Origin of the sequence: Streptomyces griseoloalbus, from assembly GCA_014650015.1 — a bacterium.
Classification (GTDB): Bacteria; Actinomycetota; Actinomycetes; order Streptomycetales; family Streptomycetaceae; genus Streptomyces; species Streptomyces griseoloalbus.
This window is the reverse complement of record BMUD01000007.1, coordinates 154,075-178,312: the sequence shown is the minus strand read 5'-3', so window position 1 is coordinate 178,312 and position 24,238 is coordinate 154,075. Positions and strand designations below refer to the sequence as shown.

Genomic DNA, 24,238 nt, shown 5'->3' with positions numbered 1-24,238 from the left:
ACGACGGTGTTGTCGGGCGGACTCGTGGTCGTGGTGCCTACCGAACGCCCTGATGGTGGGCACCCCGCTCGCACTGGTCAACCAGGTGCGGTGATCGCGTCCGGTGACGCCACGACCCGGTTGCGGTGACGCCACGACCTGGTGCCCTTCCGCGTCGGGATGACGAAACCCCCACCTCCGCCGGACATGGCTCAGGAGCGGTCAGCGGTGCTCGGGGTTGTCCGCCCCCGGGCGGCAGCCGGCGTCCCACTCCGAGCGCTGGTTGCCTCGGGCGGGGATGCCTCCAGCCCGCTTCAGCAGGGCGGCGATGTGCATCAGGTTCCAGGTCATGAAGCTGGTGTTGCGGTTGGTGAAGTCGTTCTCCGGGCCGCCCGAGTCCGGGTCGAGGTAGGAGGGTCCGGGGCCGGCCGCGCCGATCCAACCGGCGTCCGCCTGGGGCGGGATCGTATAGCCGAGGTGCTGGAGGCTGTAGAGGACGTTCATCGCGCAGTGCTTCACGCCGTCCTCGTTGCCGGTGATCAGACAGCCGCCGACTCGGCCGTAGTAGGCGTACTGCCCTTGGGGGTTGAGGAGGCTGGAGCAGGCGTAGAGGCGTTCGATCACCTTCTTCGTCACGGAACTGTTGTCACCGAGCCAGATCGGTCCGGCGATGACCAGGATGTCCGCGGCCATCACCCGGTCGTACAACGCGGGCCACTCGTCCGTCGCGAAGCCGTGCTCGGTCATGTCCGGGTAGACGCCGGGCGCGATGTCGTGGTCGACGGCGCGGATCTCGGATGTGGTGACACCGCACGACATCATGATCGCCGCGCTCTTGTCGATCAGACCCTGGGTATGGCTGAGCTGCGGCGATGGCTTGAGGGTGCAGTTGATGTACAGGGCGGTCAGGTCGTCGAAGCGGTACGGGCCGTCGGTGGAGGGTGAGGCTGCCATGCGGGAAGCGTCTCGCGCGACCTCCGGTTTGTCCCGGTCCGACACCCTCGTGTGCCTGGCGGAGTCACGCCGTGCGAGCTCGGCCGCTGGTCGGCGCGATCACCGGCTCCCCCTGCGCACCCGGCACGCTGCTGTCGGATCGTTCCCACACCGCGGGCCGCCTTGGTTCGCTGAGAGCGCGGGTTCGGTTCTCGTCACCCGCTGCGGAGAGAAGGCCCGGATCACTGACCCGGGCCTTCTTGCCGTTCCTCCTGATCCCCGCCTGCACGCACCTCACGGGGATGATCCGCCCAGCGGTCCCCCTACCGCCTGGGCCGGACGCGCGGGCGTCAGGCTTCGAGGCTGTAGAGGGTGAACTCCTCCCAGCCGGAGATCGCGCTGGAGCGGGCGCGCAGGACGTACTGGAGCGAGCCGGTGTAGTTGTCCTCCATGGCGACGAAGAGGCCGTTCAACGTGGACTGGAGCGCCCAGCGGTCCAGGCTCTCGTTGTAGTAGAGGACGAACCGTTCCCAGCCGCCCACGCTGGTGGAGCGGGCGCGCAGCTCGTTCTGCGCGCTGCCGGTGAGGTTCTTCTCGACCGCGACGTAGCGGTCATTGGCCAGGGACTTCAGCGCGTACGTACCGGTGGTCTCGTCCCACTCGAAGGAGAAGCCCTCCCAGGAGCCGCTGTACTCGGCGGAACGGGCCCGGAGCACGCCGGTGTTGGGGGCGGGGTACGTCTTCTCCGTGGCGACGAACCTGTCGTTGCGGAGCGACTGCATGGCCAGCAGCTCGGGCTCCTCGGCCTGCGTGGAGACGTCGTCGCCGGCGGCGAGCGGCGCCTGCCGGGCGTCCGTGTTCCGGGCGATGTGCGTCAGTTCGGTGGCGTCGACCTTCTCCCACCCGCTGGGGACGGCCGCCGGCCGGTCGGCCCGCGGGGCGGCTCCGGCCGCGGGTGCGGCCCAGGCGGAGGCCGCCAGCAGGGCACTGAGGGACAAAAGGACGGGGGTCATACGTCTCACAGCTTTTCCTCACCCTTCATGGAACGGATTCCGGGCACGGCGAGACGGTGGGCCCACGATGGGTTTTCCGGCCGTTTCTCGACAGATCACGGCACGCACAGCAAAGCCGCTTCACGCGCGTCGGGAAATGTCCCTGACGCGCAGCGGGCCCCCGTATCTCTCGCCCCCCGACAACTGCGGTCGGTGCCCCTCCCCGGGCACATCGGCAGCCGCTGCGCCACGTGGCGTAGCCGCGCCAGCGTAAACGGTGGGGCGGGCGTCACGGCAGTTATTTAACCTCGAATTACGTGAGGGTTCATCACAGGACCGACGCCCCCATTTTCTTTTTCAGAGGGAGATTTCCGCGTGCTGGGCCCGGCTGCGGGCGAACCCGGCTCCGTGCCCTCGCCGTGCCCGTCGGAGCGGGCGGTCACGGCCACCGGTGGTGCGGTTCCACGTCTCAGAGAGGCGCTCGGGGTACGTATGCGTAGGTCAGGCCCCGCCGACCCGCACGAGCGCCGCGGCTTCCCGAGCTGAGAGCGCGCGTTCGATTCTCGTCACCCGCCCCATGCGTGACCCCCAGGCCGGCCACCCCTCAGTCGCCGGACGTCCGCCCCCGGCGCGGCACCTGGGGCGACCTCGCGGCCTCGGCCTCCGCCTTGGCGTCGCTCACCGCGGCGGCGGCCTGCTTCTCGGCCTCGTCGGCAGCCGCGGCGGCGTCGAGGGAAACCGTCGAGCCCGCGTCGAGCGGCGGAGTCCGGATGTCGTCCGACGTGTCGTCGACGCCGGCGGTGGCTTCCTTCCCGGAGGGCACGGGCCTGGCAGGCCCTGCCTCCGACTGGTCGTCACCGAACGCACGGGTGACGGTCCGCACCGCCTCGGTCAGCTCCCCCGGGATCACCCAGAAGGTGTTGTTGTCGCTGCGTGCCAAGTGCGGAAGCGTCTCCAGGTACTTGTAGGCCAGGATCTTCGGGTCCGCGTTGTTGCGATGGACGGCCTGGAAGACGAGCTCCACCGCCTTCGCCTCGCCGTCCGCCCGCAGGATCATGGCCTGCTGTGTGCCCTGGGCCTCCAGGATGTCCTTCTGCTTCGTGCCTTCCGCGGTGAGGATCTTGGCTTGCCGCTCCCCTTCGGCGTGCAGGATGGCCGCGCGCTTGTCACGCTCGGCCCGCATCTGCTTCTCCATCGCCTCCTTGATGGTGTGCGGTGGATCGATGGCCTTGATCTCGACGCGGTTGACCCGGATGCCCCACTTGCCGGTGGCGTCGTCGAGGACGGCGCGGAGCCGGGAGTTGATCTCCTCACGGGAAGTGAGCGTCTCCTCCAGATCCATGCTGCCGATGACGTTGCGCAACGTGGTCACGGTGAGCTGATCGATCGCCTGCAGGTAGTCGGCGACCTCGTAGGCAGCCGCCCGCGGGTCCGTGATCTGGTAGTAGAGCACGGTGTCGATATTCACCACGAGGTTGTCCTCGGTGATCACCGGCCTGGGGTCGGACGAATAGACCTGCTCGCGCACGTCGAGTTTGGTGTTGATGCGGTCCGCCACGGGCACGACCAGGTTCAGGCCGGGTTGCAGCGTCCGGCGGTACCGTCCGAACCGCTCGATGTTGTAGCGGCGGGCCTGCGGGACGATCCGCACAGTGGAAGCCACGAGGAAGACGACGACAAGGGCCGCCACGAGAATGGGGATGACCACTGGATCCACAGTGCCTCCGTTGCTGTGAGTTCAGCCGTTCACGGAAGGAGCTGACAGGGGTAGACGACGGCCTTGGCGCCGTCGATCGCCATGACATCCACCAACGCGCCCACCGGGATCACCAGGCTCTCGTCGAGGGCGCGGGCGGACCATTCTTCGCCGGAGAGTTTGATCAGGCCACGGGTCGCGGTGACCTCCTGCATGACCTCGGCCCGCTTGCCGATCAGCGCGTCACTGCCCTCGCGTGTGAGGGGTTGCTCTGCCATGTGCCGCACCGCGATGGGACGAACGATGACGAGCCCCGCTGCCGCCGCCGCTGCCAGGGCCACGAGCTGGCCGAAAAGGCCGATGCCGAAACCAGCGACCACGGCGGCGACCAACGCGGCGCCCGCCAGCAACCCGAAGAACAGTGTCAGGGTGAAGAACTCCGCGGCCCCCAGGGCCGCGGCGGTGAGCAGCCATACGAACCACGGCATCGAATCGCCCTCCTGCAGGGGCTTTCTCCACCAAGCTACCTCCCGGAACGCCGGGCAGACAGACATGCCGGCCGGGTTCTCGCCCGGCGCGGAGTTCGCCCTGATCGACGGACAGTAGTAGGCGGGCAGCTGAACGCGACCGCCGTGGTCGTGATCGCCTGGGAAGACGATCAAAGACGAAGGTGCCGATGAAGGTGGAGAACGTCGGCGGCACCGACCTGTCGTACGCGTCGCTGCAGCTGAACGGCGAGCTGGCAGGCGGCGGCGGCACGGGCGTCGTCCTGACGGCCCGGTGTCCGAGGGCCCGCTCCAGGTCGCGTCCCGGCGCACGGACGCGACCTGGAGCGGGCCGCGCCCGCCTCGGTCAGCCTGTGTGGACCTTCAGGGCGGAACGGACGGCTGATTCGAGGGCGCCCTCGATCCAGGCGGGCTTGATCGAGGTGTGGTCCCCCGCGAAGTGCAGTGGTCCCTCGGAGGTGGGGATGTCGGGGAACAGCTCCGTGTGCTGGCCCGGAAAGAGCACGGACGCCTCGCCGTAGGCGTAGTGGTCGCGCGTCCACGACTGTGTCCGGCACTTGCCGGTGAAGAAGACCTCGCACCGGCGGCCGAAGACCGCCTGCACTCCGGCGAGGGCGCGCAGATAGCGCTCTTCGTCGGCGTAGGCGTCCCACTTGAGGGCGTCGTCGGCCCAGCTGTAGGAGGCGAGCATGATGCCGCCGTCGCTGCCCTCCATGGGGTGGGCGTGCTCGAAGTACATGAAGCGGTTGGCGTTGTCGCTGACGGAGCCGCCACCGCGGACGTGCGCGGCCTCGACCTCCCCCTCCATGGCGGGCCGGAAGGCGGCGAAGCAGTGCTTGTACGTGTCGGGGATCGTCACCCCCAGGTCCTTCACGGACTTGTGTGCGCCGAGATACCGGGCGTCCGTGACCTTGCCCGCCCGGTACTTCTCGTAGAGGCCGTCCTCGATGGCGTCGAGGGCCTGCTTCCACTGCGCCTCGGTGAACTCCCACCAGCGCCGGGAGAATTCCAGCAGCACCTTGGTCGCCGAGTCGTAGTGCAGCTCCGTGATGGCCCGGCGCTTGCCGTACGACAGCGGAGGGTCGAAGGTGACGTGACGCAGTCCGGAGAAGGGAACGGTGACGATGGCCTCGTCACCCTCGAAGACCTCCGTGGTGCCTCCCTTGCCCGTCTGGCAGTCCTCGGAGATGGCGTGCACCCGCACCTTGCCGCCGACGCGTTCGATGCGTACGGCACGCCGGTCGAGCCGTACCTTGCCCTTCACCGGCGCGTACAGCGCGTCGGCGAGCAGCGCGGTACCGCCCTTGATCTCCCAGAACTTGGTCTTGGGGTCGATCAGTGCGGCGGACAGGAAGCTGTGCAGGAAGGAGAGGTGCAGCCGCGAGGTCAGGTTCTGGATGGTTCCGATCAGGTCGATGGTCTTGGTATCGAGCCCTGCGGCTTCGGTGAGGTAGCGGTACATGGACCAGTGTCCGTACTTCTCGAGGACTTCGGTCCACCCGTCGACGAGGGCTGTTCCCTCTTTGCCCCGGACGAGCAGGTGTACGGGTTCGAGGGCGTCGGCGAGGATGGAGGCGGCGGTCTTCTTGCGGTTGGCGCCGGTGATGGCGAAGGTGTCGTTGACCCGTTCCGGGTTCTTCTCGTAGTCGGCCCGGCGCTCACGGATGCCGTTGACGTGGATCCAGGTGCGGTTGGTCTGCTTCGCCGGGTCGTCGGGGTCGACGTCCACCAGGTAGAACTCCTGGCGGGGGAGGTCGAACTTCTTGAGCAGGGCCATGAGGAGCGGGTGGCTGTCGGGCAGCCGCATGGCCCCGGCCTCGGCGTACTGCCGGGGGTCGGCGAACGGCTGCCTGCCCTTCTCGTGACCGCCCTTGCGGAAGGTCTTGATACGGCCGCCGACCCGGTTGCCGTTGGCCTCGATCACGACGACGTCGTGGCCCGCCCGGTTGAGCAGGTCGGCGGCGAGCAGGCCGGCGGGTCCGGCCCCGACGATCAGGACCCTCTTCGTGGCCTTCGCCCGGCTGGCCGGCAGACCGTTGTCGACGGCCTTCACATAGGCCGGGACCAGGGGCTTGTCGTCTTCGTCGTGGACGACGACGGCGCGGGCGACCGTCCTGTACGCCTCGGGGTCGGTGCCGGGCGGTGCCGCGGTCGGCGTGATCGCGGGCGCGGTGGCGGGACTGAGCGCGGTCGCGGAGGCGGCGGAGGCGGCGGTGAGCCCGACGGCGAGCGCCGAGGCGCCGGTCGCCGTGACCACGGAGCGCCGCGACGGCGTGGTGACACGCGATGCCGGTGGCCGGAGCGACGTGTCGTGAGTGGCGGAAGCGGACTGCTGCTCCACCCCTGCGCGGGCATTCTTCGCGGACGGCGTGCTCCCGCCTGAGGTGTTCGTATTCTGAGTGTTCATCGCGCATCACTTTTGGTGCACGAGCGACACGGAGGTAGTGCCTTCACACGGACGAGACACGTAAACCACTCGAACCGGGTCCGCCGCTTGTACCCATGTTCACCAGGGGCCGCGCTCACGCGGGTGAAGCGTCCGGCAAGCCGGCGACAGCCCACCGGATCCAATGGGGACGGGGCCCGCCGCACCGGTGCAGGGGAGGTCCGCGCGGCAGAGCACGGGACTGCCGGCCGCTCACGCGCCGTCAACTCCCCGGGCCGAGAGCGTGTCCCGCTCACCCCGGGTGTCTCCCCGGGGTGCGCGCCGTCGCCGGCTCGGCTCTCCGTAATCCTCATTCAACGACGGTGACCCGGAGGTCACGGTCCCCGCGGGAGCCGACCACACCGCGAGCGTCGAGTGGACCCCGGCCACGGACGGCTGGTACGACCTCACGGTCTACGCGACGACCCGCTCCGGCATCCGGCTGGCGCCCTACGACTACTTCTTCACCGTGAACCGACACACCGAGCCCGCCACGCACCGGCTTCCCGATCCATGACGAAGGCCCAGGTCACAGACCCGGGCCTTCGTGCTGTGCGGGGTGGTCAGTCGTCGCGGGCCGGATGCATGACGCCGGGATCGTCAGGGGGCCGTCAGGGTCGCTCGATGGTGATGAAGGGGTCCCACTGGAAGTAGCCCCGCAGGTCGCGGTGGCGGTCCAGGATCTGGAAGTAGAAGTGGTACACGACCTTGCCGGTCCTCTTGACCGTCGTCCGCCAGTAGTGGTCCTCGTACTCCTGGGTCGTGAACGTCGGCGTGCCCTCGGTCCCCTCCTGCGGCATCGGGTAGATGCCCTGGATCACCTCGATCTCCGGCGTCCTGATGAGCACGTGCCCGGTGTCGCTGCTCACGTACCGGTACAGCAGTGCCTTGTAGTCGCTGCCGAGCGACAGCGTCGTCTCCCGCCACTTGACGCTGTCCCCGGGTTCGGCCCGGAGGTTCAGCTCGGCGCCCGAGGTGCCGATGATGTGGTCCTGGCGCGTCGTCATGTAGATCAGGCTCTGGTCGACGTAGGTCGGCGCGTCGGGGTTCCTCGACGCGTTGGGGTTGCGTTCGACGATCGTGGCCGCGTCGAACGCGATCAGTACGTTGAGTTCAGCCATGTCCTGTCCCCTTCGGAATACGGGTCGCGTTGCTCCTGCCGGGCCGGGAGGCCCGTCAGGTGGTGGTGGGGTTCGGCACCTTGTACGCCATCGCCCGCGGGTAGTCGTGCCGGCGCAGGCGGACGCGGACCAGCAGCGGTCCGGCGTTGACCGGGTCGGCGGGGTCGGCGAGGCGGGCCAGCAGGGCGTCCAGCTCGGCGGTGTCCGTGACATGGACCCCGTTCGCCGGGGTGTCCTTGCCGGCGAAGACGGCCGCGAGGCGGTCGTAGTGCCACGGGTGGAGGACGTTGTAGAAGTCCGGGTCGGCCCGGTCCTGTTCGGCGTAGTAGGACGGGTGGACCAGCATCTGCTCGATGCCGTAGAAGTGTCCGTTGTCCATGACGAACACCACCGACGGCAGTCCGAGCCGGGTGTGGGTGGAGATCTCCTGGCAGGTCTCCTGGAAGGCGCCGTCGCCGACGAACACCATCGGACGGGCGGGTGCGCGCTCGGGGGCGAGCGCGGCGCCGGTGGCCGCGCCGACCGACCAGCCGATGGACAGCCAGCTGACCTGGGAGAGGAACCCGCCCGCGGGCAGGGACAGGTTCATCGAGCCGATGAGGGAGAACGCGGCGTCGGACACGACCGTCCAGTCCTCCCGGGTCTCGTGCCCCAGGAAGTGGTTGATCCGGTCGAACACCCCGTCGTAGGTGAGGTGTTCGGGGTGCCGGGACGCCGAGCGGGAGACGCGGAGTGAGGCCCGGAGGTGTTCCAGGGCGGCGGGACGGTGTTCGGGCGCGCCGTGGTGGGCGTGGGCCTCGGCGTAGTAGTCGGCGGTCAGTCCACCGGAGCCGTACGTCTTGACCAGCGCGTCCTGGAGGGCGGGCAGCAGCTGTTCGAGCTGGACGTCGGGGAAGTAGGAGGTGCCGACGCTGACGCCGCCGTTCGCGGCCATCACCCAGTCGGTGCCGACGGACTGCTCGCCGCCGAGGTTCTTCGACGTGGACCAGGCACCGAGCCCGATCCGGCAGGTGGCCCACTCCCGGAAGACCCAGTGCACGTCCGGGTGGCTGGCGTGGCCGTTGTAGACGCCGTGGAACTGCGGCTGGTCCTCGTCGACGACGGCCTTGGCGCCGACGGTGGTGCAGAACGGCACACCGGTGGCCTCGACCAGATCGGTGAGCTGCCCGCCGAGGCGGAACCGGTCGGTCTCCTCGCCGGCCCACACGATCGGGCGGGGCCTGCCGTCCGGGCCGGGGTGTTCCTCGATCAGGGTGAGGATCGCGTGCACGGCGTTGTCGAGCATCGTGCGGTTGCGGGCGCTGAAGGGCCGTTCGCGGCGGACGATCGGCGCCTCGGGTTCGGCGCAGGGCTCGTCCCACAGGTCCTCCATGACCTCCAGGTAGACCGGCCTGCGCTCGGTCAGGCAGGCGGTGAGCGCGGCGTCGATCTGGCCGGGGGCGAGGCCCGGGTGGGAGATGACCTGCGCGTCCACGGTGACCTGGCGGTAGACGTCCAGGTTGCTCTCCGTGCGGGGGCTCATGTGGGAGGTGAGCAGGCCGAGGGCACGCTGGTTCTGCCACTGCTCGTAGGGCGGGGAGGCGTTGACGGCGACGAGCGGGACCCGCTCGACGTAGGCGCCGCCGCAGGCGTTGAGCAGGTTGAAGGCGCCGACGCTGTAGGTGACGGCGGCCGCGCCGATGCCGTGGATGCGGGCGTAGGCGTCGGCGGCCTGGCCGGCACCGCCCTCGGTGGGGGTGCCGACCCACTCGATGTCGCCCTCGGCGCGCAGGGTGGTCAGGAACGGGCCGAGGTGGTTGCCGGGGACGCCGAACAGATGGGTGATGCCCAGCTCGGCCAGGCGCAGGGCGAGGTAGCGGGCGACCGTGCACCCGGGGTCGACCGCGATCACGACGCGTACTCCTTGCGGTCAGGGCCCGGGGTGGTGACCGGCGGGGCCTGGTGGACGGCGACGGCGGCGCGGACGGCGCTCTCCAGGGCGCCCTCGATCCAGGCATGCTTGAGGGAGGTGTGCTCCCCGGCGAAGTGCACGGGGCCTTCGGGCCGCGAGACGTCCAGGTGGAAGCTGGTCATCTGGTGCGCGGTGTAGATGGCGGCCTCGCCGAAGGCGTACGGGTCGCGGGCCCAGCTCTGGGTGGCGCCCCGGCCGCTGAAGAACACCTCGATGCGGCGGCCGTGCAGGGCCTGCAGGTTGCGCAGGGCGTAGACGTAGCGTTCGGCGTCGGGCATGGCGTCCCAGCGCGCGGCGTCGTCGGACCAGCAGTACGAGGCGAGGACGACGCCGCCGGTGCTGCCCTCGACCCGGTGCGAGGGGTAGTACATGAACCGGTTGGGGTTGTCGGCGGCGGAGCCCCCGCCGAAGCAGTGGGTGGCGGGGCGGACGGCGGGGCCGCGCAGCGGCAGGGTGCTGTTGAGCCGCCGCATCTCCTCGGTGACGCCGCTGTCCTTGACCGCGGCGCCGAGCAGGCCGGCCTCCGGCTGGGGGAGCGTGACGCGGGTCGGCCCGGCGTCCGCGTCGGCGCCGAGCCGGTAGTACTCGTACAGGCCCGGCGCGATGTTCTCCAGCTCGCTGCGCCAGTCGTCCTCGGTGAACTCCCACCACCGGTGGCTGAACTCCAGCAGCACCTTGGTGGCCTGGTCGTAGTGCGTCTCGATGATCGCGCGGCGCTTCTTGTACGACATCGAGGGGACGATCTCCACGAAGCGCAGCGCGGAGAACGGGATGGTGACGATCGCCAGGTCCGCGGTCCACAGCCGCGGCGGGGCCTGCGGGTCGTCCTCGGCGACGGTCTGTACGGCCACGCCCCAGCCGTCGGGACCGACGGCGCCGGTGCCCTCGGGGTCGGTGTCGCGGCTGGGGTCGTGGTATTCGAGGCGGATCATGCGCTGGCCGAAGCGCACCTCGTCGCGCAGGCCCTGGTGGAGCGCGTGCGGCAGGCGCCAACTGCCGCCGGGGATCTCCCAGTAGCGGACGGCGGGGTTGATGTCGCTGCGGCTCAGGAAGCTGTGGAAGAAGGAGAGGTGCAGCCGTGAGGACATGTTCTCCAGCGTTCCGACGGCCTCGATCGCCTCGTCGCTGAGCCCTGCGTGGTCGCGCAGGAAGCCGCCCATCGAGTAGCCGTCGAAGTCGCGGATCACCCGGGCCCAGCCCTCGACCCACTCGTCGAACGGTTTGTTGACACGCTTTCCGTCGACGATGTCGGAGTAGTAGTCGCGCACGCTCTCCAGCGCGTCGTCGACCATCTTCACCACGGGGGCGCGGACCTCGTCGTCGGTGAGGTGGAATTCCTCGTTGATCCGTTCGGGACCGGTGGTGTAGTCGGCCCGCCGCACCTGGACGCGGTTGGCGCGGATCCAGGAGTTGCCGCGTTTGTCCGGCTCGCGGAAGTCAGGGCTGTCGTCGCCGTAGGTCCAGGTCCGGCCGGTGAAGGAGGTGTACGTCACCGGGGGGACGGGGACGTCGGGGCCGCTGCCGGTGGAGGGGTCCACGTCCACGTTGTAGAACTGGCGGCGGCCGAGCCCGAGTTTGTCGACGAGGGCGAGGACGAGCGGGTGGAAGTCGGGCAGCCGCATGGCGCCGGCCTCGGCGTATTGGGCGGGGTCGGCGAAGGGCTGCTGGTGCTCGGTGGTGCGGAAGGTCTTGATGCGTCCGCCGACGCGGCCGGCGTTGGCCTCGAGGACGGTGACGTCGTGGCCGGCGTCCTTGAGCAGGCGGCCGGTGACGAGGCCGGTGATGCCGGCGCCGATGACGAGGATCTTCTTGCGCGGGTGGCGGGTGGGGCCGAGGTGGCCCGTGTCGATCAGGGTGTGGAGATAGCCGAGCTTGAGGTCCTTGTCGTCCGGTCCGACGAGAAGGAGTTCGCGGGCGAGTTTCAGGCAGGTCTGCCAGCGCGCACGGATGGCCGAGTTCTCTTGTGAAATGTCGGTCATAGCTTGCGATCGTAGAGATGGAGAAACGGTTTCTCGATTTCTCCGGAAGACAAAGTCCAAAAAACACTGATCGCACTGCTTGACGCGAATTCGACTTGCCCGGATTCCCCTTGCCGTACGGCAGATCCGCCAGGGACGGATGGGGAAAGAGGAACGACGCCGAATCGATAATCCGCTTATGGAGTGGAGAATTCCTGGTTCTCAACGGTGGTGGTCCCGCCATCCGGCCGGGGCGGAAAGAGCACCGGGACGGCGATTTTCCGCCCCGCCCGACGCCGCCGACACCGCGGGTGGCGTCGATGCCGCCGCGGGAACCGCCGGCCGCGGCTCGCCGAGTTGTCCGCGAACGCCCCCGGGATTGTCCGTGATCGGTAACGGACGCATCCCGTGGCCCCTGTCCTTCGTCCTGCCAGGTGGTCTCGAAGTGACCGAGCACCGACGAGGAACTTGCGTGGAAGCGGGGCGGACATGGCACGGCACGGCGGCGGGCGGGGCTGGTACGGCAAGGTGCTCGGGGCGGCACTCGGGGTGACGGCGCTCGCCCTCGGTGCCTCGGTGTGGACCGCGCAGGCCGACGCCGTGGACGGCTCGTCGCCGAAGGCGACCGCGTCGGCCACGCCGGGCGGTGACCTCGAGCCGGTCGCGGTGACCATCGCGCACGCCTCGGACGAGGGGCCGCGCGGCGTCAACATCACCATCGACGACGGCCCCGACCCCGTGTGGACCCCTCAAGTGCTCGACCTGCTGCGCGAGTACGGGGTGAAGGCCACGTTCTGCGTGACGGGGACGCAGGCCGAGGCCCACCCGGACCTCGTGAAGAAGGTGGTCGCGGCCGGGCACCGGCTGTGCGACCACACGGTGTCGCACGACACCGCCATGGACCAGAAGTCCGAGGCCTACCAGTCGCAGCAGATACTCGACGCCGAACGCATGATCACCGAGGCGTCCGGGGGCGTACGGCCGCTGTACTACCGGGCGCCCGGCGGGGCCTTCACCCCCTACAGCCGCGAGCTGGCCGCCTCCCGGGGCATGCGCCCCCTGGGCTGGAACGTGGACACCAAGGACTTCGAGCGGCCGGGCACCGACGCCATCGTCGCCACCGTCGAACGGGAGCTCCCCAACGGGCCGACGCTCCTCTTCCACGACGCGGGAGGGGACCGCTCCCAGACCGTCGAAGCCCTGCGCCGCATCCTGCCCTGGCTCAAGGAGCAGGGCTACTCCTTCGGCTTCCCGGTGCGCTGAGCCTTTGGACCTGGCGGGTCCCGGCGTTCGAGGTCCCCCGGCCCGGACGCGTCAGGCGGCTTCGGCAGTGACGGCCGGCCCGGCAGGACACGGGTGCGGGCCGAGGAGGGCGGGGCGGTCGATGCCCCGCCCTCCTCAAGGACGCCGAGTGCGGCGGCGAAGCAGAGCACGCGCACGTTCAGATCAGCTCGGGTTGCGGTGTCGGCTGCCGCGCCGGTGCGGCCCTCGGTTCCCACAGTGCGGTGGTCCGGACGTAGCCGTAGACCACCGAGGCCGTCGCCAGCAGGAGCAGCGGTCCGGACACCCACGGGTGCCGGGCCATCTCCACCGGCAGGAAGCGGTAGGACAGCAGGAGGGCGGCGAAGACCGTCGCGCCGTAAGCGGCCAGCTGGACCCCCGACCGGTCCCAGCCGCGGTCGAACGCGCGCAGAGCTGCCTCGATCGTGAGCGCGAACACCACGCCGGCCAGGAGATCCGCGCCGTAGTGGTAGCCGAACCCCAGCGTCGCGGCGAGCGTGGCGATCAGCCAGACGGTTCCCGCGCAGCGCAGGACGCGCGGGCCCTTCCGGGAATGGACGAAGATCGCGGTGGCCCACGCCGTGTGCAGGCTGGGCATGCAGTTCCGTGGGGTGATCTCGTCGAACGGCATGGGGTGCGGGGTCGTGATCGGCGGTGGCGTGTGCGGCCACAGGTCGGCCGCCGCCCACTGCACGCTGGGCGGCATGTCCTCCGCCCACAGGCTGACCCCCGCCCAGTGCTCGGTGCCGGTGCCGTAGGCGAAGAGCGGGCCGACCACCGGGTAGATCATGTAGAAGGCGGGCCCGAGGAGACCGATCACCAGGAAGGTGCGCACCAGGTGATGGCCCGGGAAGCGGCGCTCGACCGCCACACCACGCAGTTGGTACAGCGCGACGACGACCGCGGCCACCGCGAGTTGACCGTAGACGAAGTCGAGGGCGTTGAAGCCGATGGGGCCGGTCGCCGTGACCAGCCGGCCCACCAGCCACGACGGGTTGCCCAGCGCGTGATCGGCGGTCGCCACGTACTGGTCGAGCACCACCGGGCGGGTCTTCGAGGTGATGAGCAGCCAGGTGTCGCCGGTCTTGCGGCCGGCCATGAGGAGCAGGGCGAGCCCCACGCCCTTCAACAGCAGGACCCGTTCCCGGCCGGTGCGGCGCGTGACGGCGAGGACCGCGCAGCCCAGGATCACCCACAGCGCGCCGTTGCCGAAGGGGTGGCCGCCGGTCGTCCGGACGTCGAACGCCCACCGGATCACCAGGAAGGCGATATCGATACCGATCGCCGCACCTGTCGCGATGAACCGTTGCCGCCAGGTGAGGACCACCATCATCAAGGCCATGGCGGCGTACAGCAGACCGCCCGACTTGGGGGCGAATATCACTTCTCGCACCTGGTTGGTGATCGGCCCCGGGAGGCCGTAGCGACGCGCGGCGAACTCCAATGCGATGAGGAATCCGAGGGCCACGACACCCGCCACGGCCCAGATTCTCGCCCGTGGTCGACGCCAAACAGAGAGCGCGGTTCTTCGGTTTATTCGGGAAAGGTCCTGCGGTGGTATGTGTTTCAATTCCTGGCTGCTTTGCTAGTTGTTGGCTAGGTCAGGGCGGTTTCGCTCGTCACCTTCCGGCCGGAACGCTTTTCCTCTTACGAAGAGCAGCCCGTCGAAGCAAGACGGAAAGATCAGGGTCCGGGTTCCGGGTACGGGATCCGGGTACGGGATCCGGGTACGGGATCCGGGTACGGGTTCCGGGTACGGGATCCCGAGCGGGGCGAGGCGGACATCGTCGCGGGCGACGCCCGCGGGAACCCGCGGGGCGGCAGCGGTGATGTCGGCCGGTCAGGGTAAAGGCGCATGCGATGCGGTCGCTTCGTCCGTGCCCCCGCTGTGGCTCCCCGGGCCCCGAGACACCTCATGCCCCCCTCGATCCCGCCCCTGCACGCCGCTCGTGCCCTTGGTGTGCCCGTCAGAGCGGACAACCACCGTCGACAGCGGTGCCCCCAGGCCCTCACGCCGAGCGAAACACAGCCCGTCTGCGCAGGTCAATACGCTGGTCATCGGGCTTGGCGGTGGCCTCCCGCGCACCGTGCGCGGTCGCGCGTCGAGGCCGGCGCCGTCGGCCCCCATCAGCGCCCGCGCCGGCGCCCGCGGCAACGCCCCTGCCCGGCACAACCTTTGGCAGGTCGTGGCCGTCCAACAGCGGAAACGATCACTCCGTGCGGACCTCCCCAGGACCGTCACCACGGGATGGATCCCCGTACAACCCGGGAGTTGCCATGAAGACCGCCACCGGCCGCAGAAGACGGCTCGGCGCGTACGCGCTCGTCGCAGCCGCGGCACTGAGCGCCACCGTGCTCGGCACCGCGCCGGCCTCCGCCGCGAGCGACGCGCTGTGGGTCCAGTCCCCGGAGGGGGTGACGCTGTCCGCCACTCCGGGCTCGTACCAGGAGCTGTCGTTCGGCCTGTACCACGACAACGGCGACTACCACGTCGCCAACGGCGTGCTCAGCCTCGACCTGTCGGAGCTGGCCGGCGTGGCCGAGGTCTCGGTGCCGGACACCTGCTTCCTGGCCGGGTCCGGCACCACCGCGGTGTGCGACATCTGGGAGGTCGGCGACATCGGCGGCACCTACGACGGGCCCCAGGTCACCCTCGGACTCCGGACCCTGGAGGGCGCCCCGGCCGGTGCGGAGCTGAGCATCGGCCACCGCGGGCAGGCCGAGACCGACGGCCCGGACGGTGTGCTCTCCACCCACTGGGGCAGCACATCGGTCACGGTCGAGTCCGTACCCACGCCGGACCTGAGCCTGACCGAGCCGGCGCCGGTGGGACCGGTCGCCCCCGGGGCCTCCCTCACCGTCCCCGTCACGGTCACCAACCACGGCGACGCGGTCGCGAAGGGCTTCCGTCTCCGGGTGTGGAACACCTACGGCCTGGAGTTCCCCACCACCTACCCGGGCTGCGCCTGGACCCCGCCCGTCCTGGACACCGAGGACATGCCGGGCGGCCTGCTGGACTGCGCCTTCGACACCGTCGTGGAGCCCGGCGCCACCGTCACCCTGCCGGAGCCACTGCGGCTCACCGTGGCGTCCCACGCCCTGTTCGAGCGGCTCGATGTCAGCGTCCAGCCGCTCGAGGGCACGCGGGACCGGAACCCCGAGGACAACTTCACCAGCACGTCGGTCACCGCGGTGAACACGGCCGACTTCGCCGTCCAGGGCGACGAGGTCACCGGCGCGGCCGGGGAGACGGTCACGGCCACGATCGGGTTCCGCAACCGGGGTCCCGCCTGGTTCGCCAACGTCGGCTCCGGTGACGCGGTGGGCACGGTCACCCTGGCGGTGCCCGAGGGCGCCTCGGTCGTCTCGGCACCCGAGAACTGCCGGGCGGAGGGAGCCGCCACGTACCGGTGCGAACTCCGGCACTGGTCCACCCCCACGGACCGGATCCAGTTCCCCTTCACACTGCGTGTCGACCGGGTGGTCCCGGACGCCACCGGTGCCGTCACGCTCCACGCCTCCGAGCGGCAGGCACCCCACGACCCGAAGCCGCACAACGCCCACGCCGAACTGGTGCTCAACGCCTCCGAGTGACCCTGCCCGCGGCCCACTCGCAGGAACCCCCAGGTCAGCGACCTGGGGGTTTCGCACGGCCCGAAGACGGCCGGCGGGCGGCAGCAAAAGGCCCGTCACCTTCTCGGGCGGCGCCCGCGCACTCCTCGACGGCTGGGTTCCCCTCCGGGAACGCGGGGTGCAAGCTGGAGGGGAGGCCGCCTCGACCACCCCGGGCGCGAGCTCGGGACACGCGGTCCCGCCACTGCGAGTGAGCCCTCCGGCTCGGCAGGAGGCAAGCGAGATGACAGATCACGTCACCACCGGTACCCGCTGGCACCTGACCGGTGACTGGTTCGATGTGTGCAACTGCGCCATACCGTGCCCCTGTACGTTCGCCCAGCCCCCGACCTACGGCGACTGCGAAGGCGTGCTGGTCTGGCACATCCGTGAAGGCAGCTTCGGTGACGTGCGGCTCGACGATCTCAACGTCCTGATGCTCGGCTCCTTCACCGGCAACCCCTGGGCCGGCACGCACACCGACCCGTACGCCGCGGTCTTCTTCGACGAACGAGCCGACGAGCGGCAGCGCGGCGCGCTCGGGGCGATCTTCGGCGGTGAGGCGGGCGGCTGGCCTGCCCAGTTCGGGGAGATGTTCCACCCTGAGATGCGCGGCATGGACTTCGCTCCCGTCCACGTCGAGATCGACGAGGACCTCGCCACCTGGCGGGCCGAGGTTCCCGGCAGGGTGACGGCCACCGCCGAGGCACTCACCGGCCCGACGACGCCGGACGGCGCACGCGTCCAGGTCCACAACGCCCCGGGCGCCGAGGTCGGGCCGGGCCAGGTCGCCACCTGGGGACGGGCCACTGCCGACCGCGCCGACGCGTTCGGCTTCTCCTGGGAACGTTCGGGGAAGTCGAGCAAGTACTTCCCGTTCGACTGGAGCGGACCCGACCGGACCTGACCGCACCCGACCGGACCTGACCGGACTAGAAGAGCGGACGGATACCGCCCATCGCCGGCATCGACGCCCGCAGCCCCGGCAGCAGCCAGTCGTGGAACGGCGCGAGCACGGCCAGCAGGAGGAACACCAGCCCCACGGCCCGGGAGAGCAGCGGCCCCCGGGACCACAGCTTCTCCAGGAAGATCACCAGGGCCAGCCCGGCCATCGCCGCCACGTTCATCACGCCGAGCGGGACCAGGACGACCATGAGTCCCGCGCAGCAGCCGACGCAGTAGCCGCCGTGATGGACGCCCACCCGAAGGTCGCGGGCCCACGGCCGGAACCCGGCGTAACGCACCAGCTGGCTCATGGGGTCACGGCAGTGCCGCAGACAGACGTTCTTGAGAGGACCGAGCTGGTACAGGCCGGCGAGCAGGAAGGCCGCCGCGCCGATCCAGCGTCCGGCGGCCGGACGGCCGTCCACCAGGCCGCCGGTGACGGCCAGGGCCCCGTAGGCGAGCAGGCCGAAGGCGGTCCACACCAGCAGATACCCGCCCACGAACTCGACGGTGCGCACGGTCCGCCTCCCGCCGGACGACTGCCGGCCGATCCCGCGCACCCATGTGAGGGCCACCGGCGCCATGGACGGCAGCATCATGGCCGCCATCATCGTCACCCACAGCAGCAGGAACAGCGGCAGCGCCATCCCCATCGTGCCGGGCTCGACCCCCATGTCCCGGGCCTGCCCAAGCGTCAGCACCCAGGCGGGCACCGCGATCAGGACGATCAGGAACCAGGAGACGGCGAGATCCCGGGCCGGCAACAGGCCTCCCCCCGATCCGGCCTGCGTGGGAGACCGGGCGGACGCGAGGGGGGAGGTCCGGCTGCGGCGCATCGGCGTGTACTCCTGTGGCTGGTTCCAGGACAGCACGCATCCCGGTGCGCCGCGACCGCGCACAGGACCGCCCGCCCGCGGGACGGAGCGGTCAGTGCTTGGTCGCGACGTAGTAGACGTTGATCGGGTCGCCTTCCACGGACTTGATGTCGACGGTCGCGAACCCGGCCTCCTCGAGCATGCGCACGGCCGTCTGCCGGCCCCAGACCGTGCCCAGCCCGGCTCCGCCCGTGCTCAGGGAGGTCGTCATGCAGTAGAAGACGGAGAATCCGTAGAGCGCGGGCCCGAAGGGATGCCCGATGTTCTCCTCCAGCCTGCTGGAGGCGGCGATGTCGCCCATGAGGAACGTGCCGTCGTCCCGCAGCGCCCGGGCGATCGCCGTGAGCGTCTCGGCCGGCCGCGCCAGGTCGTGGACCACGTCGAAGGCGGTGATGAGGTCGTACTCGCCGTCGATCCGCGTCGCATCGGCGAGGGTGTAGCGGACGTTGTCCACACCGGCGCGGGCCGCCTCGGCGCGCGCGGCCCCGATGCCGGACTCCGACTGGTCCAGGCCGTGGAAGCGGCCGGCCGGGAAGGCCTTCGCCAGCACGAGGGGCGCGTGGCCCTGCCCGGTGCCCACGTCGAGGACGTCGATGCCGTCGCGCAGGCGCTCGGGCAGCCCCGGCACGAGCGGCATGATCGTGTCCACGAGCGCCAGGTCGTAGACCCGGGCGGTCTCCTCGGCCTGCAGGGCCTGGAACCGCGGATAGGCGGAGTACGGCACGCCTCCCCCCTCCCGGAAGCAGCGCACGACCTGCTGCTCGACCTCGCCCATGAGTCCGATGTACGGCATCGTGCCCGCCAGGTTGTCCGGCCCGGCCGCCGTGGTCAGCGACGCCGCGTGCTCCGGTGGCAGGGTGTAGGTGCCCCCCTCCGGGTCGTACGCGAGGAAACCGCCGACGACCATGCCGCCCAGCCACTCGCGGACGTACCGCTCGTCGAGGCCGGCCGCCTCGGCGATGTCCGTGCTGGAGGACGGCGGCAGGCCGGCGAGGGTGTCGAAGAGGCCGCACTGGTGGCCGACGCCGGTGAGCAGAGCCAGCGCCGCCTTGTTGAGGACGTCGGCCACCTCGGCGGCGAAGGCCTCCTGCTCTGCGGGATCCAGTGGCGCCTGGTGCTCTCCGCGCATGGACATGACCGCTCCTTCACCGGGTTGCGACGCGTCACCACCCATGACCGATGACCGCTTTTGTCATCATATGCTCTACTTCACGTCGGGGAACTTCCCACGACAGCCGCGCTTCGCCCTGGCAACATGTTCTGAGCCGCTGACGGCGAAGGCCGGACCGGCTCTTGAGGGACGGGGGCAGGAATGTCGTTTCGGGGAGCAAATCCCGAGGATCTGGAGCAGCTGGCCCAACTCCTGGACGGGCGCGGTGGGGTGGAGGACCGTCTGGACGAGGCCTTCACCCGCGCCGCCCGACTGGGGGTGAGCGGACAGCTGTCGGCCCTGAAGCCGATGAGGTCCTGGGCCGGCAGCGAAGCCAAGGACCTTCGCCGACGGGCCGTCATCCTGCGCCTGGAGAACGGCGACCCGACGGCCGGGCTGCTGTGGGCGGGGTTCACGCCGAAGGACCTGGAGACGTACAAGGGCGAGGGGATCAAGCCGGAGACGCTGCTGCTGGCCAACTCGGTGGCGGCGAGCGGCGATCCGAACGCCAAGGAGCTGGCGCGGCAGCCGGGGGAGAAGCTCGGCGACTGGATCGCCCGCCTCGAGGCGCACGCGATCTCGAGGATCCCCGGCCTGGAGCCGCACGAAGAGACCCTCACCGAGATGATCAAGTTCGGCGCCGACGTGTTCAACGTCGCGGCCGCGACCCAGGTGGTGGCGGCGAGCGGTTTCGCGGGCACCAAGGTGCTGCTGGGCAACGCGGTGAAGACCGGCAAGCTCGGGCCCATGAAGGACGCCCTCGCGGCGCGGTGGACCGCGGCCGGCAGCAATCCCATCCTGCGCTGGGCGGGCACGAAGCTCGGCAACTACAACCCGCCCATCCGCTCGTTGACCGCCCCCGGCAGCTGGCTTCCCGGACAGCTCGGCACCATGGCCTCCCGGAGCCGGACGTACCAACGGGTCGCCAATGTGCCCCTCAGCTCCGGCTTCCTCGGCGACCGTTGGGGCGGCGGGTTCGACGCGCTGCGCCGTCGCGGCTTCATGAATGCCAAACTGCTCGGCTTCACCCCCAACCAGGCCATCAACTTCTTCGCCGGGTCGGACGACATGGCCCGCGTGTACGGCGGGCTGACCCACTCCGGGCAGGCGGTCACCCGCGCGGGGCAGGCCAGCCTCTGGACGGTCGGGAAGGCCGGTGGGTTCGGCGCGGCCGCGAAGACCGCGGGGCTGTGGCGGGGGGCGGGCATCGTCGGGTCGGCGGGCGCGACGGCGTTCTCCGTAGCCAACATCGCCACCATGGACCACGCGAAGGAGTGGGAGAAGAGCAAGGCCGGCTACCTGGCCAATTACGCGGAGGTCGGGTTCAACGCCTCCTTGACCGCGGCGATGGTCGCACCCAATCCGGTCACGATCGGTCTCGCCGTGGGGACCGGCATCGTCTACGGGGGCCTGAAGGTCGTCGAGCACTGGGACGACATCACGGAAGGCGCCGGCAAGGCAGCCGACTGGGTGGGGGACAAGGCGAGCGACATCGGGGACGACATCGCCGACGGCGCCAAGAAACTGGGCGGCGCGCTCAATCCGTTTGACTAGGGCCAGTACTGACGATTCGCGTCGCCGCCCGCAGGCGGGAATTGTCAGACAGGCCCTGGCGGCACCGCCGGGCCGCGGTGCGGCGAGACGCAGAGATCCGGAAGAACCTACGCGAGAAATGAGCAGTTGTCGCCATGGATACGAGCGGTGAGTCCCTGAGGTTCGAACTGACGCCGTACAGCGTCAGCGCGAAGAAAGAGCTGCCCACGTCCGGGGTGCGGGGGGAGGTGGGGCACTTCGGATCCGTCACCGTGGAGCGATGCCCGCTCCACCGGCCGCTCGACAAGGGCTTGGACACCGTTCGGCTGAGCGGTCCCGCCTTCCCGGAGACGACCTTCCGCGGGAAGCGCCGGTCGGGGCGGGCCTCGCTGTTCAAGGCCGAGCTCACCCTCGACGGCCGGCCCGCGGAGCTGCGGTTCAACGCCCGGGCGCTGCGCAAGGAGGACCGGGCGCTGCGCATCGCCTACGCGGGCCGGGAGTACGTCTACTCCGTGGAGGGCCTGGGCAAGGCCGGGGTCCTGGAGCGGGAGGGCGTCCGGGTGGCGATCGAGCCCGGTCCGTACGTCCCGTCGGCCGGGACCGCCAGTACGGGCACGGCCACCGGCCCGGCCGACGCCGTGGACCTGGCGATCGCCATCGTGCTGGTGGAGGTGGACACCGATGTGCTCACCCTGGGCGGCGCCGCGCTGTCGTCCCCGTTCGCCCTGATGCAGCACTTCTCGGACCGGGCGGAATAGCGACCGGGCGGAGTGGCGGACCGTGCCCGGCGTCGTTCAGCGCGGGCTCAGCTCCTCCTTCTCCGGCAGCAGGTCGGTGAGCTTGCGCCATATCTCCCCGGCCCCCGAGCGCACCAGGTGCAGGGGGCTGTCCGGGGTGACCTGGCCGGGGAGGATCGGCTCCTCCGGCTGCTCGCGGATCCAGTAGCCCTGGGCGCCGCAGTCCCAGACCGCCAGGCTGCGGAGCATCGGCGCGTGCCCACCGTCGTGCTGTCCGTCCCAGGCGACGGTGACCCGCCAGTACGCGTTCAGGGCGAGGACCAGCTCCGCCAGCGTGTCAGCCGTCTCCCCGGTGGTGCCGGCACCGGCGAGCCCCTCGCGCACCGCGGTCCGGTCCTCCTCGGGTTCTCCGGTGGGGGCGGACAGCACGGCGAAGGCGGCGTCCAGTGCCTTCATCGTCGATTCGACGCGGGGCGTCAGCGGCTGCTCTTCGGCACCGCGCCGACGCAGATGGACCATGCGGGCGAGCTCGAAGACGAGGGTGCTCGGTTCGACCGGGATGTACTCCGACTCCTCCTCGCCCGGCCAGCCCTCGTGGGCGATCACGGTGTCCCGGCCGACGATGACGCCGTGGTGCACGGGGCCGGGCTCGCCGGTGATCTCGACACTGATGACGAGGACGGGATCCCGCAGCGCCTCGACCAACTCACGCAGCAGCGGGGAGAGTTGCCCTTCCTCGCCGACCAGGCCCAGTTCCTGCAGTTCACCGAGGGACGCAAAGAGCTCCGGACTCGGGGTCTCCCCCTCGGCAAGGCGGGTCAGCACCCGGACATGGCGATCGGCCAGACGCAGACGGGACCTCGAACTGTCGTAACCGGGCATGAGCACATCCTCCGCGGGTGGGTGGCTCGAGGCTAGCGGCAGTGGCGCGGCACGAAGCCGGCCGACGCCTGCGTGGTCCGGAACGCGTCGTCACCGCCGGGGAAGGTCCAGCCGACGTCTCCGGTGCCGCACCGGTCGAAGAGGGGTCCGGCGCCGTCGTCCTCGTCGGCCATGAAGCCGTCCGGCGAGACCACCGCACCCATGACCGCCCTGCCCGTCTCGGCTCCCGGTGTCCGGTTCACGCGGTCCTCACCTCCTACGACTCCGCGTCGTCCGCGTTCTCCGCGTCCTCCCCGTCCTCCCCGTCCTCCCCGTCCTCCGCGAAATCGTCGGCCCGCGACGTCATCGGCCCGGGCGCGCCTGCGGATCGAGGGCGCCCGGGCCGGTGCGCATCAGGCCGACGCCTCGACCGCCGCACCTGCCGATCCCGCCGAGCCGACCGCTCCCTGCGCGGCCTGCGCGCGCGCCGGAAGCTGGTCCCGCAGGACGCGGCGGCGCCGGGTCGGCAGCCCGAGCGTCGGGTTGGCGACGCTCCAGGCCGCGCCCTTGCAGACCAGCTCCTTGTAGACGGCGGCGAGCCGTCCTGTGAGGGCCGCCCGGACGGCGCGGTCGTCGGCGGTGACGTACTGGATCAGCCCTTCCTTGCGGCCCAGCGAAATGCACTGGTTGTAGTAGCGCAGCGGCGCGTTCGGGAGCTTCCCGCCGGTCAGGCGTGCCGCGATGGAGTCGGCGGCCTGCCATGCGGTGGGGGTCCCCGAGGCGCACGACATCCGCAGCGGCTTGTCGCCGGGGCCCATCGCCATGGCCGCGTCGCCGATGGCGTACACATCCGGGTGCGAGACCGAGCGCATGGTCCCGTCGACCACGATCCGACCCGTGTCGGTGACCTCCAGAGCGGTGGCCCGCGCGATCGGGTGGACGGCGAAGCCGGTGGTCCACACGGTGACCGCGGCCGGGACGGAGGTGCCGTCGGCGGTGGTGACGCGGTCGGCCTCGACGCCGGTGACGGGGGTGTGCTCGTGCACGGTGATGCCGAGTCCGTCGAAGACCTTCCGCAGGTGCCGGCGGCCCTTCGGCGAGAGCCAGTCGCCGAGGCCGTCGCGGGCGGCGAGGGAGACGTCGAGGTCCGGTCGGGCCTCGGCGATCTCGGTCGCGGCCTCCAGACCGGTCAGGCCGCCGCCCACCACGAGGACGGGCTGTCCGGCCTCCAGGCCCTTCAGCCGCTCGCCCAGGCGGCGCGCTCCCGGGCGGCTGGCGATCTCGTACGCGTGCTCGGCGGTGCCGGGGACGCCCTGGTCGTTCCAGCCGCTGCCGAGGGCGTACACGAGGGTGTCGTACGCCAGCTCCGACTCCCCGCCGCCGTTCGCGTCGCGGACGGCGACGGTCCCGTGGTCGACGTCGACGCCGGTGACCCTCGCGATCCTCAGCTCCACGCCGGTGCCCGCGAGCATGTCGCCGAGGGGGCGCGGTACGAGGTCCTGGCCGACCGCGAGCTGATGCATCCGGACGCGCTCGACGAAGTCGGGCTCGGCGTTGACGAGGGTGATGGCGACGTCTTCGCGGTGCAGCCGCCTGGCGAGGCGTCCGGCGGCGATGGCTCCGGTGTATCCGGCTCCGAGGACGATGATGCGGTGCTGCATGGCGGGCTCCTGTCATCGGCGG

The 24,238-nt window shown here is 70.6% G+C and carries 19 protein-coding genes; 5 read left to right on the top strand and 14 right to left on the bottom strand.

The window, feature by feature from the left end:
- Positions 1-201: 201 nt before the first annotated feature.
- The 8 genes from IE178_RS13230 to IE178_RS13195 form a co-directional block, all read right to left on the bottom strand.
- The gene (locus tag IE178_RS13230) at positions 202-933 is read right to left on the bottom strand and encodes a flavodoxin family protein (protein ID WP_193512391.1); all 732 of its coding nucleotides are present in this window, start codon (positions 931-933) and stop codon (positions 202-204) included.
- 329 nt (positions 934-1,262) lie between these two features.
- Positions 1,263-1,925 carry a fascin domain-containing protein gene (locus tag IE178_RS13225; protein ID WP_193512390.1) on the bottom strand — a complete coding sequence of 221 codons (663 nt, stop codon included), beginning with the start codon at positions 1,923-1,925 and terminating at the stop codon, positions 1,263-1,265.
- A 583-nt stretch (positions 1,926-2,508) separates the two neighbouring features.
- Positions 2,509-3,621, bottom strand: a complete 1,113-nt coding sequence (locus IE178_RS13220; RefSeq protein WP_193512389.1) for an SPFH domain-containing protein — start codon at positions 3,619-3,621, stop codon at positions 2,509-2,511.
- Positions 3,622-3,650: 29 nt separating this feature from the next.
- The gene (locus IE178_RS13215; protein ID WP_184766265.1) at positions 3,651-4,088 is read right to left on the bottom strand and encodes an NfeD family protein; all 438 of its coding nucleotides are present in this window, start codon (positions 4,086-4,088) and stop codon (positions 3,651-3,653) included.
- Positions 4,089-4,452: 364 nt separating this feature from the next.
- On the bottom strand, positions 4,453-6,513 hold the full coding sequence (locus tag IE178_RS13210) for a flavin monoamine oxidase family protein (RefSeq protein ID WP_193512388.1): 2,061 nt from the start codon (positions 6,511-6,513) through the stop codon (positions 4,453-4,455).
- Between the two features lie 629 nt (positions 6,514-7,142).
- A complete protein-coding gene (locus IE178_RS13205) occupies positions 7,143-7,652 on the bottom strand; it encodes an inclusion body family protein (protein ID WP_193512387.1) in 510 nt (169 codons plus the stop codon).
- A gap of 55 nt (positions 7,653-7,707) precedes the next feature.
- On the bottom strand, positions 7,708-9,543 hold the full coding sequence (locus tag IE178_RS13200; RefSeq protein ID WP_193512386.1) for an alpha-keto acid decarboxylase family protein: 1,836 nt from the start codon (positions 9,541-9,543) through the stop codon (positions 7,708-7,710).
- Positions 9,540-11,582, bottom strand: a complete 2,043-nt coding sequence (locus IE178_RS13195; RefSeq protein WP_184766224.1) for a flavin monoamine oxidase family protein — start codon at positions 11,580-11,582, stop codon at positions 9,540-9,542. The genes IE178_RS13200 and IE178_RS13195 overlap by 4 nt, the downstream gene beginning before the upstream one ends.
- A 468-nt stretch (positions 11,583-12,050) precedes the next feature.
- Here IE178_RS13195 and IE178_RS13190 point away from each other — a divergent pair, with 468 nt between their 5' ends.
- Positions 12,051-12,824 carry a polysaccharide deacetylase family protein gene (locus IE178_RS13190; protein WP_193512385.1) on the top strand — a complete coding sequence of 258 codons (774 nt, stop codon included), beginning with the start codon at positions 12,051-12,053 and terminating at the stop codon, positions 12,822-12,824.
- Positions 12,825-13,002: 178 nt separating this feature from the next.
- On the opposite strand, the gene IE178_RS13185 is transcribed toward IE178_RS13190, so the two are convergent.
- Entirely contained in the window at positions 13,003-14,322 is a 1,320-nt protein-coding gene (locus IE178_RS13185) for a DUF5933 domain-containing protein (RefSeq protein WP_229876074.1), read from the bottom strand.
- 797 nt (positions 14,323-15,119) lie between these two features.
- Between IE178_RS13185 and IE178_RS13180 the strand changes: the two genes are divergently transcribed.
- Positions 15,120-16,436, top strand: coding sequence for a COG1361 family protein (locus tag IE178_RS13180; protein WP_193512383.1), 1,317 nt, complete (start codon positions 15,120-15,122; stop codon positions 16,434-16,436).
- 262 nt (positions 16,437-16,698) lie between these two features.
- The gene (locus IE178_RS13175; RefSeq protein ID WP_193512382.1) at positions 16,699-17,361 is read left to right on the top strand and encodes a DUF1326 domain-containing protein; all 663 of its coding nucleotides are present in this window, start codon (positions 16,699-16,701) and stop codon (positions 17,359-17,361) included.
- 25 nt (positions 17,362-17,386) lie between these two features.
- Here IE178_RS13175 and IE178_RS13170 read toward each other — a convergent pair whose 3' ends face one another.
- Positions 17,387-18,235: a DUF2182 domain-containing protein gene (locus IE178_RS13170; protein WP_193512381.1), complete on the bottom strand. Its 849-nt coding sequence runs from the start codon at positions 18,233-18,235 to the stop codon at positions 17,387-17,389.
- 91 nt (positions 18,236-18,326) lie between these two features.
- Positions 18,327-19,403 carry a class I SAM-dependent methyltransferase gene (locus tag IE178_RS13165; RefSeq protein ID WP_438874377.1) on the bottom strand — a complete coding sequence of 359 codons (1,077 nt, stop codon included), beginning with the start codon at positions 19,401-19,403 and terminating at the stop codon, positions 18,327-18,329.
- A 183-nt stretch (positions 19,404-19,586) separates the two neighbouring features.
- Between IE178_RS13165 and IE178_RS13160 the strand changes: the two genes are divergently transcribed.
- Both IE178_RS13160 and IE178_RS13155 read left to right on the top strand, forming a co-directional pair.
- On the top strand, positions 19,587-20,978 hold the full coding sequence (locus tag IE178_RS13160; protein WP_193512379.1) for a PE-PGRS family protein: 1,392 nt from the start codon (positions 19,587-19,589) through the stop codon (positions 20,976-20,978).
- A gap of 134 nt (positions 20,979-21,112) precedes the next feature.
- A complete protein-coding gene (locus tag IE178_RS13155) occupies positions 21,113-21,715 on the top strand; it encodes a hypothetical protein (RefSeq protein ID WP_184766232.1) in 603 nt (200 codons plus the stop codon).
- Positions 21,716-21,751: 36 nt separating this feature from the next.
- On the opposite strand, the gene IE178_RS13150 is transcribed toward IE178_RS13155, so the two are convergent.
- The 3 genes from IE178_RS13150 to IE178_RS13140 form a co-directional block, all read right to left on the bottom strand.
- Positions 21,752-22,576, bottom strand: a complete 825-nt coding sequence (locus tag IE178_RS13150) for a hypothetical protein (protein WP_193512378.1) — start codon at positions 22,574-22,576, stop codon at positions 21,752-21,754.
- 32 nt (positions 22,577-22,608) lie between these two features.
- Positions 22,609-22,818, bottom strand: coding sequence for a hypothetical protein (locus tag IE178_RS13145; RefSeq protein WP_193512377.1), 210 nt, complete (start codon positions 22,816-22,818; stop codon positions 22,609-22,611).
- A 150-nt stretch (positions 22,819-22,968) separates the two neighbouring features.
- A complete protein-coding gene (locus IE178_RS13140) occupies positions 22,969-24,216 on the bottom strand; it encodes an NAD(P)/FAD-dependent oxidoreductase (protein WP_193512376.1) in 1,248 nt (415 codons plus the stop codon).
- Between the last annotated feature and the right edge of the window lie 22 nt (positions 24,217-24,238).

Bases quoted from the DNA above. Each gene is read 5' to 3' on its own strand.
- IE178_RS13215 (WP_184766265.1), bottom strand. From the start codon at position 4,088: ATGCCGTGGTTCGTATGGCTGCTCACCGCCGCGGCCCTGGGGGCCGCG.
- IE178_RS13210 (WP_193512388.1), bottom strand. From the start codon at position 6,513: ATGAACACTCAGAATACGAACACCTCAGGCGGGAGCACGCCGTCCGCG.
- IE178_RS13230 (WP_193512391.1), bottom strand. From the start codon at position 933: ATGGCAGCCTCACCCTCCACCGACGGCCCGTACCGCTTCGACGACCTG.
- IE178_RS13195 (WP_184766224.1), bottom strand. From the start codon at position 11,582: ATGACCGACATTTCACAAGAGAACTCGGCCATCCGTGCGCGCTGGCAG.
- IE178_RS13190 (WP_193512385.1), top strand. From the start codon at position 12,051: ATGGCACGGCACGGCGGCGGGCGGGGCTGGTACGGCAAGGTGCTCGGG.
- IE178_RS13160 (WP_193512379.1), top strand. From the start codon at position 19,587: ATGTCGTTTCGGGGAGCAAATCCCGAGGATCTGGAGCAGCTGGCCCAA.
- IE178_RS13165 (WP_438874377.1), bottom strand. From the start codon at position 19,403: ATGCGCGGAGAGCACCAGGCGCCACTGGATCCCGCAGAGCAGGAGGCC.
- IE178_RS13155 (WP_184766232.1), top strand. From the start codon at position 21,113: ATGGATACGAGCGGTGAGTCCCTGAGGTTCGAACTGACGCCGTACAGC.
- IE178_RS13150 (WP_193512378.1), bottom strand. From the start codon at position 22,576: ATGCCCGGTTACGACAGTTCGAGGTCCCGTCTGCGTCTGGCCGATCGC.
- IE178_RS13170 (WP_193512381.1), bottom strand. From the start codon at position 18,235: ATGCGCCGCAGCCGGACCTCCCCCCTCGCGTCCGCCCGGTCTCCCACG.
- IE178_RS13205 (WP_193512387.1), bottom strand. From the start codon at position 7,652: ATGGCTGAACTCAACGTACTGATCGCGTTCGACGCGGCCACGATCGTC.
- IE178_RS13225 (WP_193512390.1), bottom strand. From the start codon at position 1,925: ATGACCCCCGTCCTTTTGTCCCTCAGTGCCCTGCTGGCGGCCTCCGCC.
- IE178_RS13175 (WP_193512382.1), top strand. From the start codon at position 16,699: ATGACAGATCACGTCACCACCGGTACCCGCTGGCACCTGACCGGTGAC.
- IE178_RS13180 (WP_193512383.1), top strand. From the start codon at position 15,120: ATGAAGACCGCCACCGGCCGCAGAAGACGGCTCGGCGCGTACGCGCTC.
- IE178_RS13140 (WP_193512376.1), bottom strand. From the start codon at position 24,216: ATGCAGCACCGCATCATCGTCCTCGGAGCCGGATACACCGGAGCCATC.